This is a genomic window from Castellaniella sp., from assembly GCF_049650445.1.
GTDB lineage: Bacteria > Pseudomonadota > Gammaproteobacteria > Burkholderiales > Burkholderiaceae_B > Castellaniella.
Genome location: NZ_JBASAD010000011.1, coordinates 1 through 13,768 on the forward strand (window position 1 = coordinate 1; position 13,768 = coordinate 13,768).

Below are 13,768 nucleotides of genomic sequence, written 5' to 3' on the forward strand. Positions count from 1 at the left end.
ACTCAAAAGATCCAGGGCCGCCCGGCCCGGCATGCCGGGCAGGGCGGCCCCGAAACAAGAGAATCAGGGTTTCAGCACGAACGAGAAGGAGGACAGCGCGCGGGCGGCCAGACCCAGGTCCCGGCGATCGAGGCGGCGCAGGGAGTTTCGTCGAACCCTGCCGCAGGCTGGGCCCAGGACGCAGCCGGCACGGGGGTGCCGGCCATGGCGGCCATCGGTAAAGCGGGGGTGGTGGCGCACAGCGGGCAATGGCCCGTCTGAAGCATGCGCGGCGATCCCGAACCGTCTGAATCGTCCGAGCCGGACATCAGGTCCATGACCACCATGCCGGCCGGCGTGCATGCCACGATCTGCACGCCCCGCAAGGGATCGGTCGGCGGAATGCCGGCGAACACGGGCCCGATGACCTGGAGCCAGAGCCCCAGGATCAGCAGCCAGTGGATGACGACGCATCCGCGTGTACGCTTGCCCGCATATCCCATGCAAAGAATTCTATGCGGCACGCCCCGCATCCCGGTTGATGCCGGTCAAGCCGCGTGATGATGCGGGACGGTGCGGCGGCGGTATCCCTGCCCGGCGCAGATTCATATTGCCAAAAGCGATATGCAGATAGACCGAAAACCTTTGCGGCTTGAAGAGTGTCTCATTAGAATGAAAACCCATAAGACATGGCTTTCATATAACCTCTTGAATGCATTCACACACCATCGGCCCATCATGAATAAAAAACTCTCCGCCCTGCTGTTCGCCTCCCTGCTCCCCCTGCTGGCCGCCGCGCCCGCCGCCCAGGCAGCCACCGACGGCCTCGCCGCCATCCAGAAGGCCGGCGTCCTGCGCATCGGCACCGAAGGCACCTACGCGCCGTTCTCCTTCCACGACCCCAAGGACAACAAGCTGGTCGGCTTCGACGTGGACATCGGCCGCGCCATCGCCAAGCAACTGGGCGTCAAGGCGGAATTCGTGGAAGGCAAATGGGACGGCCTGATCGCGGGGCTGGACGTCAACCGCTACGACGTGGTCATCAACCAGGTCGGGATCAGCGCCGAACGGCAGGCCAAGTTCGATTTCTCCAAGCCCTACATCGCCTCGGCCGCGGCGCTGATCGTGCGCGAGGACAACGACACGATCCACAGTTTTGCGGATCTGAAGGGCAAGCGTTCAGCCAACACCATCACCAGCAACTTCGGCAAGCTCGCGCAGCGCAGCGGCGCGGAAGTGGTGCCGGTGCAAGGTTTCAACGACGCCATCGCCCTGCTGACCTCGGGCCGCGTGGATGCGACCGTCAACGACGAGCTGTCCTTCCTGGACTTCAAGCACCAGCAGCCCAAGGCCAAGGTCAAGGTCGTCGCCACCGACAACAGCGCCGAATTCGGTCAGTCCGGCGTCCTGATGCGCAAGGATCAGCCGGCCCTGAAGGCCGCCGTCGACAAGGCCCTGGATGCCCTGCGTGACGACGGCACCTACAAGCAGATCTCCGAACGCTATTTCGGCGAAGATCTGTCCACCAAGGTCAAGTAAGCACCCACCACGACACGATCCACAGGAATCCCGACCGTGCCGGACTGGCTTCGTCTGATGATGGATTCCCTCTGGCCACTGCTGGTCGGAGGGATCCAATTTACCGTGCCGCTCGCGCTCCTGTCCTTTGCGATCGGGCTGCTATTGGCGTTTCTGACCGCGATCACGCGGCTGTTCGGCCCGCCGCCCCTGGTGGCGCTGGTCCGGTTCTACGTCTGGCTGATCCGCGGCACGCCGCTGCTGGTGCAGTTGTTCGTGATCTTCTACGGCCTGCCCAGCGTCGGCTTCGTGCTGGACCCGTTGCCGGCCGCCCTGATCGGCTTTTCACTGAACGTGGGCGCCTACAACGCCGAGGTCATTCGCAGCGCCATCGAGGCCATCCCCAAGGGCCAGTGGGACGCCGCCTATTCGCTGAGCATGACGCGCGCCCAGGCGCTGCGGCGCACGGTGCTGCCCCAGGCGGCGCGCGTGGCCGTGCCGCCGCTGGCCAATTCCTTCATTTCCCTGGTCAAGGACACCTCGCTGGCCGCCGTCATCACCGTGCCCGAAATCTTTCAGGCCGCGCAGCGCATCGCCTCCGTCACCTATGAGCCGCTGATCATGTACATCGAGGCGGCCTTGATCTACCTGGTGCTCTGCTCCTTCCTGTCAGCGGCCCAGACCCGCCTGGAACGCCATTTCGGCCAGCATGCCGTCTTTACCGAAGGGCAGCGATGATCGAACTGCGCGGTATCCGCAAGTCCTTTGCCGGCCACGAAGTGCTGCACGGCGTCGACGTCCTCGTCCCCGAAGGCCAGGTGACCGCCCTGATCGGCCCGTCGGGCAGCGGCAAGAGCACCCTGCTGCGCTGCGTGAACCTGCTGGACGTCCCCGACGCAGGCCGGCTGACGCTGGGCGATGCGGCCCTGGCATTCCAGCCCGGCCGCCACCCGGCGCGACCCGCAGTACAGCGCATCCGCCAGCAGACCGGCATGGTATTCCAGAACTTTCAGCTATTCCCCCACCAGACCGCCGTACAGAACGTGATGGAAGGCCTGGTGACGGTGAAAGGCTGGAGCCGGGAACGTGCCCACGCACGCGCCCTGGGTCTGCTGGACAAGGTCGGCCTGCGGGAAAAAGCCGACGCCTGGCCGTCCAGCCTGTCGGGCGGCCAGCAGCAGCGCGTGGCCATTGCCCGCGCGCTGGCGCCCGAACCGCGCGTGCTGCTGTGCGATGAACCCACCTCGGCCCTGGACCCGGGGCTGGCGGCCGAAGTGGTCGCTGTGCTGGACGACCTGGCGGCCGAAGGCATGACCATGCTGATGGCCACCCACGACCTGCGCCTGGCGGCACAGATTGCCCGCCAGACTGTGTTCCTGCAGGACGGTCTGGTCGTCGAATCGGGGCCGTCCGCCGATCTGTTCCGCAATCCGCAAGATCCGCGCACACAGCGCTTCGTGGCGACGCTGAGAGCCGACGCGGCCGTCTAACACGGCCAGCCGGCGAGTGTCCTGCCTGGCGAATGCCCGGTCGGATCGGGGCCGCCAGACGATCAGCGCACAGCGCCCGAGGCGGGTACGGGTGTCGCTGCCGTGTATTTCGCACCGGCCACGCAGGCCACGACGAAGACCGTGACCACCAGCATGACGGGGGTGACGGGCTCGCCCAGCAGCCAGGCGGCCAGCATCAGGCCCATGAAGGGCTGCAGCAACTGCAACTGGCCGACGGCGGCAATACCCCCCTGGGCCAGGCCCCGATACCAGAAGATGAAGCCCACCAGCATGCTGAAGATCGTCACATAGGCCAGGCCGCCCCAGGCGGATAGGGCGACACCGGTCCACACGGCCGGGCGCAGGATCACGACCAGAGGCAGGCTGACGGGCAGCGACAACACCAGCACCCAGCAGATGACCTGCCAGCCGCCCAGCCGGCGCGACAGGCGGCCACCCTCGGCATAGCCGTAGCCGCAGGTGACGATGGCGATCATCATCAGGGCATCCGCGCCCAGCGAACCGGAACCGTCCTGGCTGAATGCGAACCCGGCCACCGAGGCTGCGCCCAGAACGGCAAATACCCAGAAAGCGCGCGAAGGCCGTTCGCCGCCCAGCCAGGTGCCGAAGATCGCCGTCGCCAGCGGCAACAAGCCGATGAAGACCAGAGAATGCGCCGAGGTGATGGTCCGCAGCGCCAGAGCGGAAAACAGCGGGAAGCCGAGCACCACCCCGAAAGCCACCAGCAACAGGGTGCGCAGGTCGGACTTTTCAGGCCGGGGGCTGCGCGTCAAGGCCAGCACGGCCAGTGCCAGCAGGCCGGCCAGGGCGGCGCGCGCCGCCGTGACGAACAGGGGGTCGAGCCCCAGGACGGCCAGCCGCGTCGCCGGCAGCGAGCCGCTGAAGATCGCGACGCCGATCATGCCGTTGATCCAGCCGCGCGTGGTGGTGTTCATGCGTATTCCTTTTCCCGTCCGGGCAATGTCTGTGACTTTTCGAGGGTTCCAGATTGCCTTGCTCCCTGGATGGAATCCAGATACAGTGCAGTACAGTATCAATGAACTGTACTGATCAATACGGGTCTGATTCTACGCATGGACGTCCTGCCCTTTCCACCGCCAGGCCGCACCGCCGGTCTCATGCAATTCGTGCGCCAGCGCATCGCGGCCCGCGAATGGCCGCCCGGCACGCGTCTGCCCTCCCTGCGGGGCATGGCGCTGCAACAGGGCGTCTCCAAGTCCACCGTTGTCGAAGCCTATGACCGCCTGGCAGCCGAAGGCGCCATTCGCGCACGCGCGGGTGCCGGCTTCTACGTCGCCGGCCCCCTGGCTCCGCTGGCGCTGGCAGAGATAGGGCCGCGCCTGGACCGCCAGATCGATCCGCTGTGGGTGTCGCGCCAGTCGCTGGACCTGGGCGCCCAGGCCTTGAAGCCCGGCTGCGGCTGGTTGCCGGACAACTGGATGCCCCAGGATGCCATCCGCCGCGCCCTGCGCCAGGTGGCGCGCGATCCGGACGCCCCGCTGACGGACTACGCCCCCGCCCTGGGCCTGCCGGCGCTGCGCAGCGAGATCGCCCGGCACCTGGGCACGCGCGGCCTCGCGGTCGATCCCCGACACATTCTGCTGACCGACTCCGGGACACAGGCCATGGATCTGCTGTGCCGCTTCCTGATCCAGCCGGGCGACGCCGTCCTGGTCGATGATCCCTGCTATTTCAACTTCCTGGCGCTGCTGCGGGCACACCAGGCCCGCATCATCGGTGTGCCCCACGCCCCCGACGGCCCGGACATGGACGCTTTCGAAACCGCCCTGCAAGCACACCGTCCACGCTTCTATCTCAGCAACACCGGCCCCCACAACCCGACGGGCGCGCGGCTGTCGGCCGACAAGGCCCGACGCATCCGGGCGCTGGCGCAGGCCCACGACCTGATCCTGATCGAGGACGACATCTTCGGCGACTTCGAATCCAGCCCCTCGGACCGGCCGGCGGCGGACGACAGCCGCGACCGGGTCGCACAGGTCGGGAGTTTTTCCAAGGCCTTGTCCGCCAGCCTGCGCTGCGGCTATCTGATCGTGCGCGAAGACTGGCTTGACGCCCTGGTCGACCTGCGCACCGCAACGACGTTTTCCGGCGCCGGCCTGACCCAGGCCATCATTGCCCGGCTGCTGCGCGACGGCGCCTGGCAGCAACACACGCGGTTGCTGCGCCAGCGACTGGCGCGAGCCCGGCCCCGCGCGATCCGCCTGCTGAACGCCCTGGGGCTGCGCCCCTGGCACGAGCCCGAGGACGGCATGTTTCTGTGGTGCCGGCTGCCGGACGGCATCGACGGTGCCCGCCTGGCACAGACGGGCCTGCAACAGGGCCTGATGCTGGCGCCCGGCAATGTCTTCAGTCAGTCACAGTCGGCTGGCGGCATGATGCGCTTCAATGTGTCGCAGATGGACGATCCCCGCCTGCCCGATCGTCTGGCTACACTGTTGAAGGTCTGCCCACGCTGACGGCGTGGGGGCCTTTCCTCGAATTTTTTCCAGCACAACGACCATGCCCCTCCCGTCCGACACCGAAGTGCACAATGCGTTCCAGGGTTCCCTGCGGGCCCAGATCGACACCCTGCCGACCGCCTGGAAATCGGCGCTGGAGGCTTCTCATCTGCAAGACATTCTGGACCGGCTGGACGCGATGCTGGCTGAACGGCTGGCCGCCGGAGCCTGCATTTTCCCCCTGCGCCCCTTTCGTGCCCTGATCGAAGTCCCGCCGGAGGCGGTGCAGGTGGTGATCGTCGGCCAGGACCCCTATCACGGCCCGAACCAGGCCCAGGGCCTGGCGTTCTCCGTGCCGGACTTCTGTCCCGCGCCGCCCAGCCTGCGCAACATGTTCAAGGAACTCGCCCGGGAATACGGCGAACCCGAACAGACGCCACGCAACAGCCTGGTGCGCTGGGCGCGTCAGGGCGTGCTGCTGCTGAACACGTCGCTGACGGTCGAAGCCCACCAGCCGGCCTCGCACGCCAAAAAGGGCTGGGAGCACATCACCGACGCCCTGATCATGCGGGTGCTGCGCGAGACCCGCCCCAAGGTCCTGCTGCTCTGGGGCTCGCACGCCCAGGCGCGGCGCGCGCTCCTGGACATGCAACCCCCGGCCGGCCCGGTCGAGATCCTGACGGCCAACCACCCCTCGCCCCTGTCGGCCCTGCGTCCCCCGCGCCCCTTCATCGGCTGCGACCATTTTCGCCGGGCCAACGACTGGCTGCACGCACATGGTGAATCAGGCATCGACTGGATGCTGGGTCGTACGCCCGCCGCCGTCCCCGGCTACGGCGGCTGAGGACTCGCCCCCCGCATCCCCGATCCACAGGCGGGCGCAGTCACGGCCCGCGGCCTTGGCCCGGTACATCGCCCGGTCCGCCCGGGCCAGCAGCATGCCCAGGTCGCTGCCGCCTTGCGGCGCGCAGACGATGCCGATGCTCACGCTCAAGGGTTCGCATACCTGGCAATCGCACTGCCGCAACTGCGCCCGGACCCGCTCCGCCAGGTTCAAGGCGCTTTCGGCCCCCATGCCCGGCGCCAGGATCACGAATTCCTCACCGCCGATGCGCGCGCACAGATCGCCCTGGCGCACCGTGCTGCGCAGCACCCCCGCGAAAGCGGCCAGCACCCGGTCGCCGGCTTCGTGCCCGCACGCGTCGTTGATGCACTTGAAGCGATCCAGATCGCACATCAACAGGGCGACAGTCCTTCCCTGGGCCAGAGCACCCCGCAACATGCCGCCGCCCTGTTCGAACAGGGCGCGCCGATTGGCCAGATCGGTCAGGGCATCGTGCAGGGCTGCATGCCGATACCGGCGTTCGGCGCGCGCGCCCACCATCATCAGGATGGCGAAAGCCAAGCCGATGAAAAACAGCATGCCTTCGAACACCGCCATCGGAAAATCGAAACGCAGCCGCCCCGGTTCCGTACCCGACAGGGCCGTCACCACCATGCGAACGAGCGTCAGCAGGCCGTGCAGCAGCAGGATACCGAACGGCAGGACCGCCAGCCGCGTCTTCCCGCGCGGCTCGCTCACCAGTTCCCACAGCGCCAGCCCCGTGTAGGCCAGGGTCGGCAGCCCGTACGCGATCACGCGCGCCACGCCCGAGAACACGAAGCCGGGCCATTGGCACACCGCGAACCAGGCCAGCGGGCCGACCGCGATCCAAAGCCACAGGGGGGGCTTTCCGGAAAACGCTCGCACGCCCGTCCAGATGCAGGCATGGGCCAGAATCAGCAACACGCCGAAACGGGTCACCGACTGCTGCCAGGCGCTGCCCGGATCGGCCACGCCCAGCAGGAAGCCCAGGCCCATGAGCAGCAGCGAAGCGCCGGTCCACCCCAGCGTCCGGTCGCGCCGACCCAGCAGGGCCGCCGTCAGGATCAGCCCACCCACCAGCAGCAAAACCGGGATTTCGGCGATCAGCAGTGTGCGTGCATCCAGATGGCCCATCGATCAGGTTCCCGTGGCAGATGAGGCCGTCCCGGCCTCGACGGCGCGCGTCCGCGCCGCCAGTGTGATCGGCTGGCCGGACGCGGCAAGGCCGGCCGACTGGCGAACGCAGTCCCGTCCCGAGGCTTTGGCTTCGTACAAGGCCCGGTCGGCGCTGGCCAGCAGGCGGTCCAGATCATAGCCATCCACCGAAGCGCAAGCGATGCCGATGCTCACGCTCAGGCGGCCAGTCGCTCCGGAGACGTGCTCCGCCAGAGCGCGTCGGACCCGGTCCGCCAGATCCAGAGAGCCCAGGGGCCCCAGGTCCGGCGCCAGGATCACGAATTCCTCGCCGCCGATGCGCGCGCACAGATCACCCGCGCGCACCCGGGCGCGCAGGATATCGGCAAACAGGGCCAGGACCCGGTCTCCCGCGTCATGCCCATGCTCGTCATTGATGCGCTTGAACCAGTCCAGGTCGCACATCAGCAAGGCCATGTCCCGGCCCTCACGGTGCGCCCGCGCCAGGACCGCCGCCCCCTGCTCGAACAGGGCGCGGCGATTGGGCAGCCGGGTCAATGCATCGTGCAGGGCCGCATGGCGATAGCCCCGTTCCGCCCGCGCGCGCACCAGGATGAGGACGCCGAAGGACAGGCTGATGGAAAACAGGATGCCTTCGAGCATGGTCAGGGTGAAATCCGACCAACGCAGCCAACTGACGTCCGGCACCTGGCCCGCGATCATGCGATAGAGATAGAACAGGCCGTGCGCGGCCAGGATGATCAGCAGCGGCCGCACCGAGCCGGCATCCTCGCGGCGAGCGGGCCAGATTTCGCGGCCCGCCGCCACAAGGTAGGCGATCGACATCAGGGAAAAAAAGATCAGCCGCGCCCGGTCCGCCGTCATGAACCACGGCCACTGGCACAGCACGAGCCAGGCGGCCGCCCCCGCCAGCAGGCCCCGCCAGCGCACGGGCTTGCCGGCGAAAACCCGCAAGCCCGCCCAGACACAGGCATGTCCCGTAAGCAGCAGCATGTTGCCCACGGAGATCGCCCAGGCCCACCACGCGGGGTTGCCGCGCACCAGGCTGATCAGGAAACCCACGCCGCCCATCAGCAAAGCAGCCGACATCCAGACCAGGGTGCGATCACGCCGCCCTTGCAGAGCAGCCAGCAGCATCAACCCGCCCACGAGAAACAGCACGAAGGCTTCGACGATCAGCAGTGTGCGGGCATCCAGGTTCAGCATCGGGCCATCGCCTTTATCGTTCAGTCGGGAGAACCCGGGGTGTTTCAAAGCATTTCATGCTTGAAATGCCTATCATGCCAGACGGAATAACCCTGGAATTCTAAATGACGATCGAATCCGTCCGGCAGTTTCTCGCTGAACACGCGCCCGATCTGGACATCATCGAACTGGAACAGAGCACGGCCACCGTCGCCCTGGCGGCCGAGGCCCACGGCGTGGCCCCCGGACAGATCGCCAAGACCCTGTCCCTGCGGGCGGGCGAAACGGCTGTGCTGGTCGTGGCGCGAGGTGACGCGCGGCTGGACAACCGCAAGCTCAGGCAAGTGTTCGGCGGTCGCACGAAAATGCTGCCCGCCGACGAAGTCGCGGACCTGACAGGCCACCCGGTGGGTGGTGTCTGTCCCTTCGGCCTGGCGCAGCCCTTGCCGGTCTACTGCGACATCAGCCTGCGTGATTTCGACATCGTCATGCCTGCGGCGGGCTCCATCCGCAGCGCGGTGCGCATCGCCCCCGAGCGTCTGGCCCGGCTGACCGGCGCGTCCTGGGTGGACGTATGCCAGGCGGCCGTTCCTGCAGGCACCTGACCGCCGCCGCTCCGGCTCAGCGCATCAACCCGCCGTCAGGCCACAGCCCAGATTGGCGGGCACCGCCACGTCCATCAGCTCCGGGCGGGGCAGATTCAGCGCCCCCATCAGGGCAATGTAATCCGCGCGGGTCCGCCCGGCGAAACGGGGGTTGCAGCGACGTTCCTCGTCGATGGTGGAACAGCTCCAGCCCTTGTAGTCGTGTCCAGGATAGACCACGGTGCCGCCGTCCAGGGAGAACAGTTTCCCCGTCACGGAATCCCAGGATTCGCCCGCATCCCCGTTCTGGAAATCGGTCCGGCCCGAACCCCGGATCAGCAGCACATCACCCGTGAATACGGCCCGCCAGGGCGTCTCCAGCACGAGGCTCAGGGATTCAGGCGTGTGCCCCGGAGTCTCCAGCACCTGCAGGCTGAGGTCGCCGAATGAAATCCGATCACCCTCGCGCACCCGGCGCGAGACGCAGGATGCGCCCGAACGCACACCCATCACCGTCGTACAGCCCGTCTGCTCGCGCAACGGGCCCAACGCCGTAATGTGATCGGCATGCGTATGGGTGTCGACCGCCTGGACAAGCCGTAAACCCAGTTCGTCGAGAACCTGTCGATAGGTCGCGACGTGGCTCCCGACCGGATCGATGAGCACGGCCTCGCCGGCTTGTCCGTCACCCAGCAGATACGTCAAGGTATGCGAAGTGAAATCCAGAAACTGACGAAAGATCATGGCCTGTCCCCCCATCCTGATCACCCTATAATTATAGGCTCGCGCCCCCTGACCTCCGGCGCCTCGACCCGCTGCCTGTTCATGTCCCGCCCCGCCCCCAACTCTTTTTCCATCCCCAGCCTGACCGCACCGGTCGCCATGGGCTACGTGCCGCTGGGCGCAGTCTTCGGCTTTCTGTTCGTGCAGGCCGGCGGCTCCGGCTGGCTGGCCGTGGCATCCAGCCTGCTGATCTACGCGGGCGCTGCCCAGTTCATGATGGTGCCCATGCTGGCCGCCGGCCTGCCGATCAGCGCCATCGTCCTGGCGACTCTGGTGCTCAATCTGCGCCACGTGTTCTACGGCCTGTCCCTGCTGAACACGATGCCGGCCAGCCGCTGGCAGCGCTGGTACAGCATCTTCGCCCTGACCGACGAGACCTATTCCGTCCTGACGGCGCTGCCCGCCCGTGAGCGGGCGCCGCGCATGGCCTTGATCAGCGCCCTGAACCAGGGCTGGTGGGTGTTGGGCACCGCGCTGGGTGCGGTGCTGGGCGCCCAGGCCCAGGTCGGCCTGACCGGCCTGGATTTCGTGCTGGCCGCCCTGTTCGCCGTTCTGGCCGTCGAGCAGTGGCGCGCACGACGCGATGCGGTACCGATCTGGATCGCGGTCGCCGCCTATGCCATCGGCTGCGTGCTGATGCCGTCCCAGGCGCTGGCCATCGCCATCGCGCTCTGCCTGCTGGCCGCCGCCCTGCGGCCCGCCCGGCCCGCGCCGACCACCGGAGCCGCACATGACTGACACCACCTACGTGCTGACCGCCATCGCGCTGATGGCCCTGGTCACGATCCTGCTGCGCGCGCTGCCCTTCATCGCCGGCCACTGGCTGCGCCGCCACCCCATCGTCCACAAGCTCGGCGATTCGCTGCCGCTGTCGATCATGGTTCTGCTGCTGGTCGATAGCGCGGCCGGTCAGGCGCGCAGCCACGACGGCCTGCCCTGGCAGGAACTGGCCGCCGTGGCGCTGGTGGTCCTGCTGCAATGGCGCACGCGCCAGACGCTGCTGAGCATCGCCGCCGGGACTGCGTTGTACGTGGGGCTGCGGGCGCTGTAGACCCTGCTGCCATAGGCCCTACAATCGGGGGATCGTTCCCTTCTTCCAGGAGCCCCCCATGCCCAGCTTTGACGTCGTCTCCGAAGTCGACAAGCACGAACTGACCAACGCCGTCGACCAGGCCAACCGCGAACTCGCCACCCGTTTCGACTTCAAGGGCACGGCCGCGAGCTTCGAACTGGAAGGCTACGTCGTCACCCAGGTGGCGCCCAGCGCCTTTCAGCTCAAGCAGATGATCGACATCCTGCGCGGACGCCTGTCGGCGCGCGGCATCGACGTGCGCTGCATGGAAGAGGATGACCCGCTGGAAAACCTGGGCGGCGCCCGCCAGAAGATCACCATCCGCCAGGGCATCGAACAGGCCGTGTCGAAGAAACTCATCGCCGCCGTCAAGCAGGCCAAGATCAAGGTCGAGACCCAGATCAACGGCGACAAGCTGCGTGTGACCGGCAAAAAGCGCGACGACCTGCAGCAGGTCATTGCCCTGCTGCGCAAGACGGACGTGGAACTGCCGCTGCAGTTCCAGAATTTCCGCGACTGAATCAACGCCTGAAGTCCCGCCCGGCGCGCGGCCCTCGATAGCTGCTCCGCTCGGGCTGCTTTTCGTCCGCTTATTGTGCAATTTGCACCAATCATCCATAATATGTGCATGATGAACATTTTATGGACATCACCATGACCGCTCTGCCGAACACCGTGGCCGCACCCGACGCCGTGCTGGCCAAGGCCGTCCTGCGCGCGGCCGAGCAGCTTGGCCTGCGCCAGGCGGGACTGGCCGACGTCCTGGGCATGCATCGCACCGCCATCAGCCGGATGAAGACCGCTCAATCTCTGGACCCCGCCTCCAAACAGGGCGAACTGGCCCTGCTGCTGGTGCGCCTGGCCCGCGCGCTCTATGCGCTCACGGGCGGCGACATCGAATGGATCCGGCATTTCATGCACGCCCCGAACCGCGTCACGGGCGGCGTGCCGGCCGAACAGATCGCCACGATCCAGGGGCTGGTCACGGTCCTGCGCTTCGTGGATGCGATGCGGGGCAAGATTTGACCCCGACCCGCCACGACCCTGGCGCTGGCGGCGGCTCAGAGGCCGGCACCGAAGCCGGCGGACTGTGGCGGGACTGCGCGGGCGAAGACCACATCGGCCCGATCCAGGGCCTGCTGCACCGCCTGGTCGAAAGCCAGGAGCACATCGCCACCCTGGGCTACGTGGATACGCTGGAGGAACAGGCCATCCTGGAAGCCTTGCTGGACGCGGCCAAGCCGCCCTGGCCCGCCGACAGCGCACGCCTGCATTACCTGCTGCGCACGCCCTTCCGCTACCCGCCGCTGCCCTGGGGGTCGCGCTTCGGGCGGCCTCACGAACCCAGTCTGCTCTACGGCGGCCGGGACCTGGGGGCAACGCTGGCCGAATCCGCCTACTACCGCTTCGTGTTCTGGTATTCCATGGACGCGCCCCCGGCCAGGGACGCCATCCAGAGCCAGCACACCCTGTTTTCCGTCGGCTACCGCACGGAACACGGCTTGCGGCTGCAGGAACCGCCCTTTGACACACACCGGGCCGCGCTGACCGATCCCGCGCACTATCAGGCAACCCACAGACTGGGAACCAACATGCGCGCAGCAGGCATTGAGGCCTTTGAATACCGTTCGGCGCGCGACCCCGCGCAGGGCCTGTGCGTCGGTCTGTTCACACCGCTAGCCCTGGCCGGCAAAGCCCCCCGGGACATGCACCCCTGGCTGTGCCAACTGAGCGCCCGCGAAGTCGCGTTCAAACCGGCTGGCGACCGCGCCGTCCACACCTATCCGTTCGAGGCGTTTCTGGTGAACGGGCGGCTGCCGTTGCCTGCTTAATGCGGGCTTGATTGCGGCCGGAGCACAAGGCGGGAAGCCGAAGACCGTGCTCTTTGCACGGCGAGGCGAACCAACGACGTGATACGGCCGCAGGCGAGCCCGTCAAGCAGCGAGCGCCAGGATATCTTCCTGGGCCTGAGCCAGGCCGCGCTCGCGGCTTGCGGGGCCCATGTCCATGCCTTCTGCGCGCACGACACGGAAATCGGTCACGCCCATGAAGCCGAAGATCGTCTTCAGGTAGCTTTCCTGATGCTCCATGGCGTTGCCGGCGTCACTGGTCGAATACACGCCGCCACGGCTGAGCGCCAGGATCACGGTCTTGTCGCCCAGCAGGCCGACCGGGCCGTTCTCTGTGTACTTGAAGGTGCGGCCGCCCTGGGCCACGCGATCCAGCCAGGCTTTCAGTTGGGCCGGGATGGTGAAGTTGTACAGCGGCGAACCGATCACCACCACGTCAGCCGCGATCAACTGAGTGACCAGCGCTTCGGATACGGCGTTTTCACGCCGCTGCACATCGGTCAGGGAGTCGGCCGAGGGCGGCAGGCGGAAGCCCAGCGCGTCCAGCGACAGAGGACCGGGGGCCTGCAAGGCCAGGTCCAGATACTCGACCTGCAGGTCGGGGTGCGCGGCGCGCTGCTGCTCGACGATCTGACGCGTCAGGCTGCGCGTGACGGAGTTCTGGCCGGAAATGCTGGAATCGATGTGCAACAGTTTCATGATGAGTGTCTCGTGCGGATGTCGAAATGACGATGAACGTCATTGTCAATTAAGCTTGAATTATTGATAAGATGCCTTGGACAGGATAGATTGTTCTATTTTTGGTGC

17 protein-coding genes are annotated in these 13,768 nt (G+C 67.0%); 11 read left to right on the forward strand and 6 right to left on the reverse strand.

Annotated features, from left to right (window positions below):
- Positions 1-71 precede the first annotated feature (71 nt).
- Entirely contained in the window at positions 72-482 is a 411-nt protein-coding gene (locus tag WA983_RS02755) for a DUF2946 family protein (RefSeq protein WP_424251697.1), read from the reverse strand.
- A 235-nt stretch (positions 483-717) separates the two neighbouring features.
- Between WA983_RS02755 and WA983_RS02760 the strand changes: the two genes are divergently transcribed.
- From WA983_RS02760 to WA983_RS02770, 3 genes are read left to right on the forward strand one after another with little or no spacing between them, the layout of a single operon-like run.
- Positions 718-1,518 carry an amino acid ABC transporter substrate-binding protein gene (locus WA983_RS02760; protein ID WP_424311565.1) on the forward strand — a complete coding sequence of 267 codons (801 nt, stop codon included), beginning with the start codon at positions 718-720 and terminating at the stop codon, positions 1,516-1,518.
- A 36-nt stretch (positions 1,519-1,554) separates the two neighbouring features.
- Positions 1,555-2,235, forward strand: coding sequence for an amino acid ABC transporter permease (locus WA983_RS02765; protein WP_424251700.1), 681 nt, complete (start codon positions 1,555-1,557; stop codon positions 2,233-2,235).
- Entirely contained in the window at positions 2,232-2,987 is a 756-nt protein-coding gene (locus WA983_RS02770) for an amino acid ABC transporter ATP-binding protein (protein ID WP_424251701.1), read from the forward strand. The genes WA983_RS02765 and WA983_RS02770 overlap by 4 nt, the downstream gene beginning before the upstream one ends.
- Positions 2,988-3,049: 62 nt before the next feature.
- On the opposite strand, the gene WA983_RS02775 is transcribed toward WA983_RS02770, so the two are convergent.
- Positions 3,050-3,943, reverse strand: coding sequence for a DMT family transporter (locus WA983_RS02775; RefSeq protein ID WP_424251702.1), 894 nt, complete (start codon positions 3,941-3,943; stop codon positions 3,050-3,052).
- A gap of 138 nt (positions 3,944-4,081) precedes the next feature.
- On the opposite strand from WA983_RS02775, the gene WA983_RS02780 reads away from it, so the two are divergent.
- Together WA983_RS02780 and WA983_RS02785 are read left to right on the forward strand one after the other, a co-directional pair.
- Entirely contained in the window at positions 4,082-5,485 is a 1,404-nt protein-coding gene (locus tag WA983_RS02780) for a PLP-dependent aminotransferase family protein (RefSeq protein WP_424251704.1), read from the forward strand.
- 43 nt (positions 5,486-5,528) lie between these two features.
- Positions 5,529-6,311, forward strand: a complete 783-nt coding sequence (locus tag WA983_RS02785) for a uracil-DNA glycosylase (RefSeq protein ID WP_424251706.1) — start codon at positions 5,529-5,531, stop codon at positions 6,309-6,311.
- Here WA983_RS02785 and WA983_RS02790 read toward each other — a convergent pair.
- Together WA983_RS02790 and WA983_RS02795 are read right to left on the reverse strand one after the other, a co-directional pair.
- Positions 6,252-7,466 carry a GGDEF domain-containing protein gene (locus tag WA983_RS02790; RefSeq protein ID WP_424251708.1) on the reverse strand — a complete coding sequence of 405 codons (1,215 nt, stop codon included), beginning with the start codon at positions 7,464-7,466 and terminating at the stop codon, positions 6,252-6,254. The two genes, WA983_RS02785 and WA983_RS02790, sit on opposite strands and share 60 nt — an antisense overlap.
- A 3-nt stretch (positions 7,467-7,469) precedes the next feature.
- Complete coding sequence (locus WA983_RS02795) at positions 7,470-8,693, reverse strand: diguanylate cyclase (RefSeq protein ID WP_424251710.1); 1,224 nt, start codon at positions 8,691-8,693, stop codon at positions 7,470-7,472.
- Between the two features lie 104 nt (positions 8,694-8,797).
- Here WA983_RS02795 and WA983_RS02800 point away from each other — a divergent pair, with 104 nt between their 5' ends.
- Positions 8,798-9,277 carry a YbaK/EbsC family protein gene (locus tag WA983_RS02800; RefSeq protein WP_424251712.1) on the forward strand — a complete coding sequence of 160 codons (480 nt, stop codon included), beginning with the start codon at positions 8,798-8,800 and terminating at the stop codon, positions 9,275-9,277.
- Between the two features lie 24 nt (positions 9,278-9,301).
- Here the strand turns inward: WA983_RS02800 and WA983_RS02805 are convergent, their stop codons facing one another.
- Entirely contained in the window at positions 9,302-10,000 is a 699-nt protein-coding gene (locus tag WA983_RS02805) for an MBL fold metallo-hydrolase (RefSeq protein WP_424251714.1), read from the reverse strand.
- Between the two features lie 81 nt (positions 10,001-10,081).
- Here WA983_RS02805 and WA983_RS02810 point away from each other — a divergent pair, with 81 nt between their 5' ends.
- The 5 genes from WA983_RS02810 to WA983_RS02830 all read left to right on the forward strand — a co-directional run bounded on the left by WA983_RS02810 (position 10,082) and on the right by WA983_RS02830 (position 12,943).
- Positions 10,082-10,777, forward strand: a complete 696-nt coding sequence (locus WA983_RS02810; protein ID WP_424251716.1) for an AzlC family ABC transporter permease — start codon at positions 10,082-10,084, stop codon at positions 10,775-10,777.
- Positions 10,770-11,090, forward strand: a complete 321-nt coding sequence (locus tag WA983_RS02815) for a branched-chain amino acid transporter permease (protein WP_424251718.1) — start codon at positions 10,770-10,772, stop codon at positions 11,088-11,090. Before WA983_RS02810 ends, WA983_RS02815 begins: the two co-directional genes overlap by 8 nt.
- Positions 11,091-11,148: 58 nt before the next feature.
- Positions 11,149-11,631 carry a YajQ family cyclic di-GMP-binding protein gene (locus WA983_RS02820; protein WP_424251720.1) on the forward strand — a complete coding sequence of 161 codons (483 nt, stop codon included), beginning with the start codon at positions 11,149-11,151 and terminating at the stop codon, positions 11,629-11,631.
- Positions 11,632-11,765: 134 nt separating this feature from the next.
- Positions 11,766-12,137, forward strand: a complete 372-nt coding sequence (locus tag WA983_RS02825) for an MbcA/ParS/Xre antitoxin family protein (RefSeq protein WP_424251722.1) — start codon at positions 11,766-11,768, stop codon at positions 12,135-12,137.
- Positions 12,134-12,943: an RES family NAD+ phosphorylase gene (locus tag WA983_RS02830; protein ID WP_424251724.1), complete on the forward strand. Its 810-nt coding sequence runs from the start codon at positions 12,134-12,136 to the stop codon at positions 12,941-12,943. The genes WA983_RS02825 and WA983_RS02830 overlap by 4 nt, the downstream gene beginning before the upstream one ends.
- Positions 12,944-13,045: 102 nt before the next feature.
- Here WA983_RS02830 and WA983_RS02835 read toward each other — a convergent pair whose 3' ends face one another.
- The gene (locus tag WA983_RS02835; protein ID WP_424251726.1) at positions 13,046-13,660 is read right to left on the reverse strand and encodes an FMN-dependent NADH-azoreductase; all 615 of its coding nucleotides are present in this window, start codon (positions 13,658-13,660) and stop codon (positions 13,046-13,048) included.
- Positions 13,661-13,768: the final 108 nt, after the last annotated feature.

What these genes read in the sequence shown, in the direction of transcription:
- WA983_RS02780 (WP_424251704.1), top strand. Translation starts at nt 4,082, where the DNA reads ATGGACGTCCTGCCCTTTCCACCGCCAGGCCGCACCGCCGGTCTCATG.
- WA983_RS02810 (WP_424251716.1), top strand. Translation starts at nt 10,082, where the DNA reads ATGTCCCGCCCCGCCCCCAACTCTTTTTCCATCCCCAGCCTGACCGCA.
- WA983_RS02825 (WP_424251722.1), top strand. Translation starts at nt 11,766, where the DNA reads ATGACCGCTCTGCCGAACACCGTGGCCGCACCCGACGCCGTGCTGGCC.
- WA983_RS02815 (WP_424251718.1), top strand. Translation starts at nt 10,770, where the DNA reads ATGACTGACACCACCTACGTGCTGACCGCCATCGCGCTGATGGCCCTG.
- WA983_RS02790 (WP_424251708.1), bottom strand. Translation starts at nt 7,466, where the DNA reads ATGGGCCATCTGGATGCACGCACACTGCTGATCGCCGAAATCCCGGTT.
- WA983_RS02760 (WP_424311565.1), top strand. Translation starts at nt 718, where the DNA reads ATGAATAAAAAACTCTCCGCCCTGCTGTTCGCCTCCCTGCTCCCCCTG.
- WA983_RS02755 (WP_424251697.1), bottom strand. Translation starts at nt 482, where the DNA reads ATGGGATATGCGGGCAAGCGTACACGCGGATGCGTCGTCATCCACTGG.
- WA983_RS02770 (WP_424251701.1), top strand. Translation starts at nt 2,232, where the DNA reads ATGATCGAACTGCGCGGTATCCGCAAGTCCTTTGCCGGCCACGAAGTG.
- WA983_RS02820 (WP_424251720.1), top strand. Translation starts at nt 11,149, where the DNA reads ATGCCCAGCTTTGACGTCGTCTCCGAAGTCGACAAGCACGAACTGACC.
- WA983_RS02800 (WP_424251712.1), top strand. Translation starts at nt 8,798, where the DNA reads ATGACGATCGAATCCGTCCGGCAGTTTCTCGCTGAACACGCGCCCGAT.
- WA983_RS02835 (WP_424251726.1), bottom strand. Translation starts at nt 13,660, where the DNA reads ATGAAACTGTTGCACATCGATTCCAGCATTTCCGGCCAGAACTCCGTC.
- WA983_RS02795 (WP_424251710.1), bottom strand. Translation starts at nt 8,693, where the DNA reads ATGCTGAACCTGGATGCCCGCACACTGCTGATCGTCGAAGCCTTCGTG.
- WA983_RS02805 (WP_424251714.1), bottom strand. Translation starts at nt 10,000, where the DNA reads ATGATCTTTCGTCAGTTTCTGGATTTCACTTCGCATACCTTGACGTAT.
- WA983_RS02775 (WP_424251702.1), bottom strand. Translation starts at nt 3,943, where the DNA reads ATGAACACCACCACGCGCGGCTGGATCAACGGCATGATCGGCGTCGCG.
- WA983_RS02785 (WP_424251706.1), top strand. Translation starts at nt 5,529, where the DNA reads ATGCCCCTCCCGTCCGACACCGAAGTGCACAATGCGTTCCAGGGTTCC.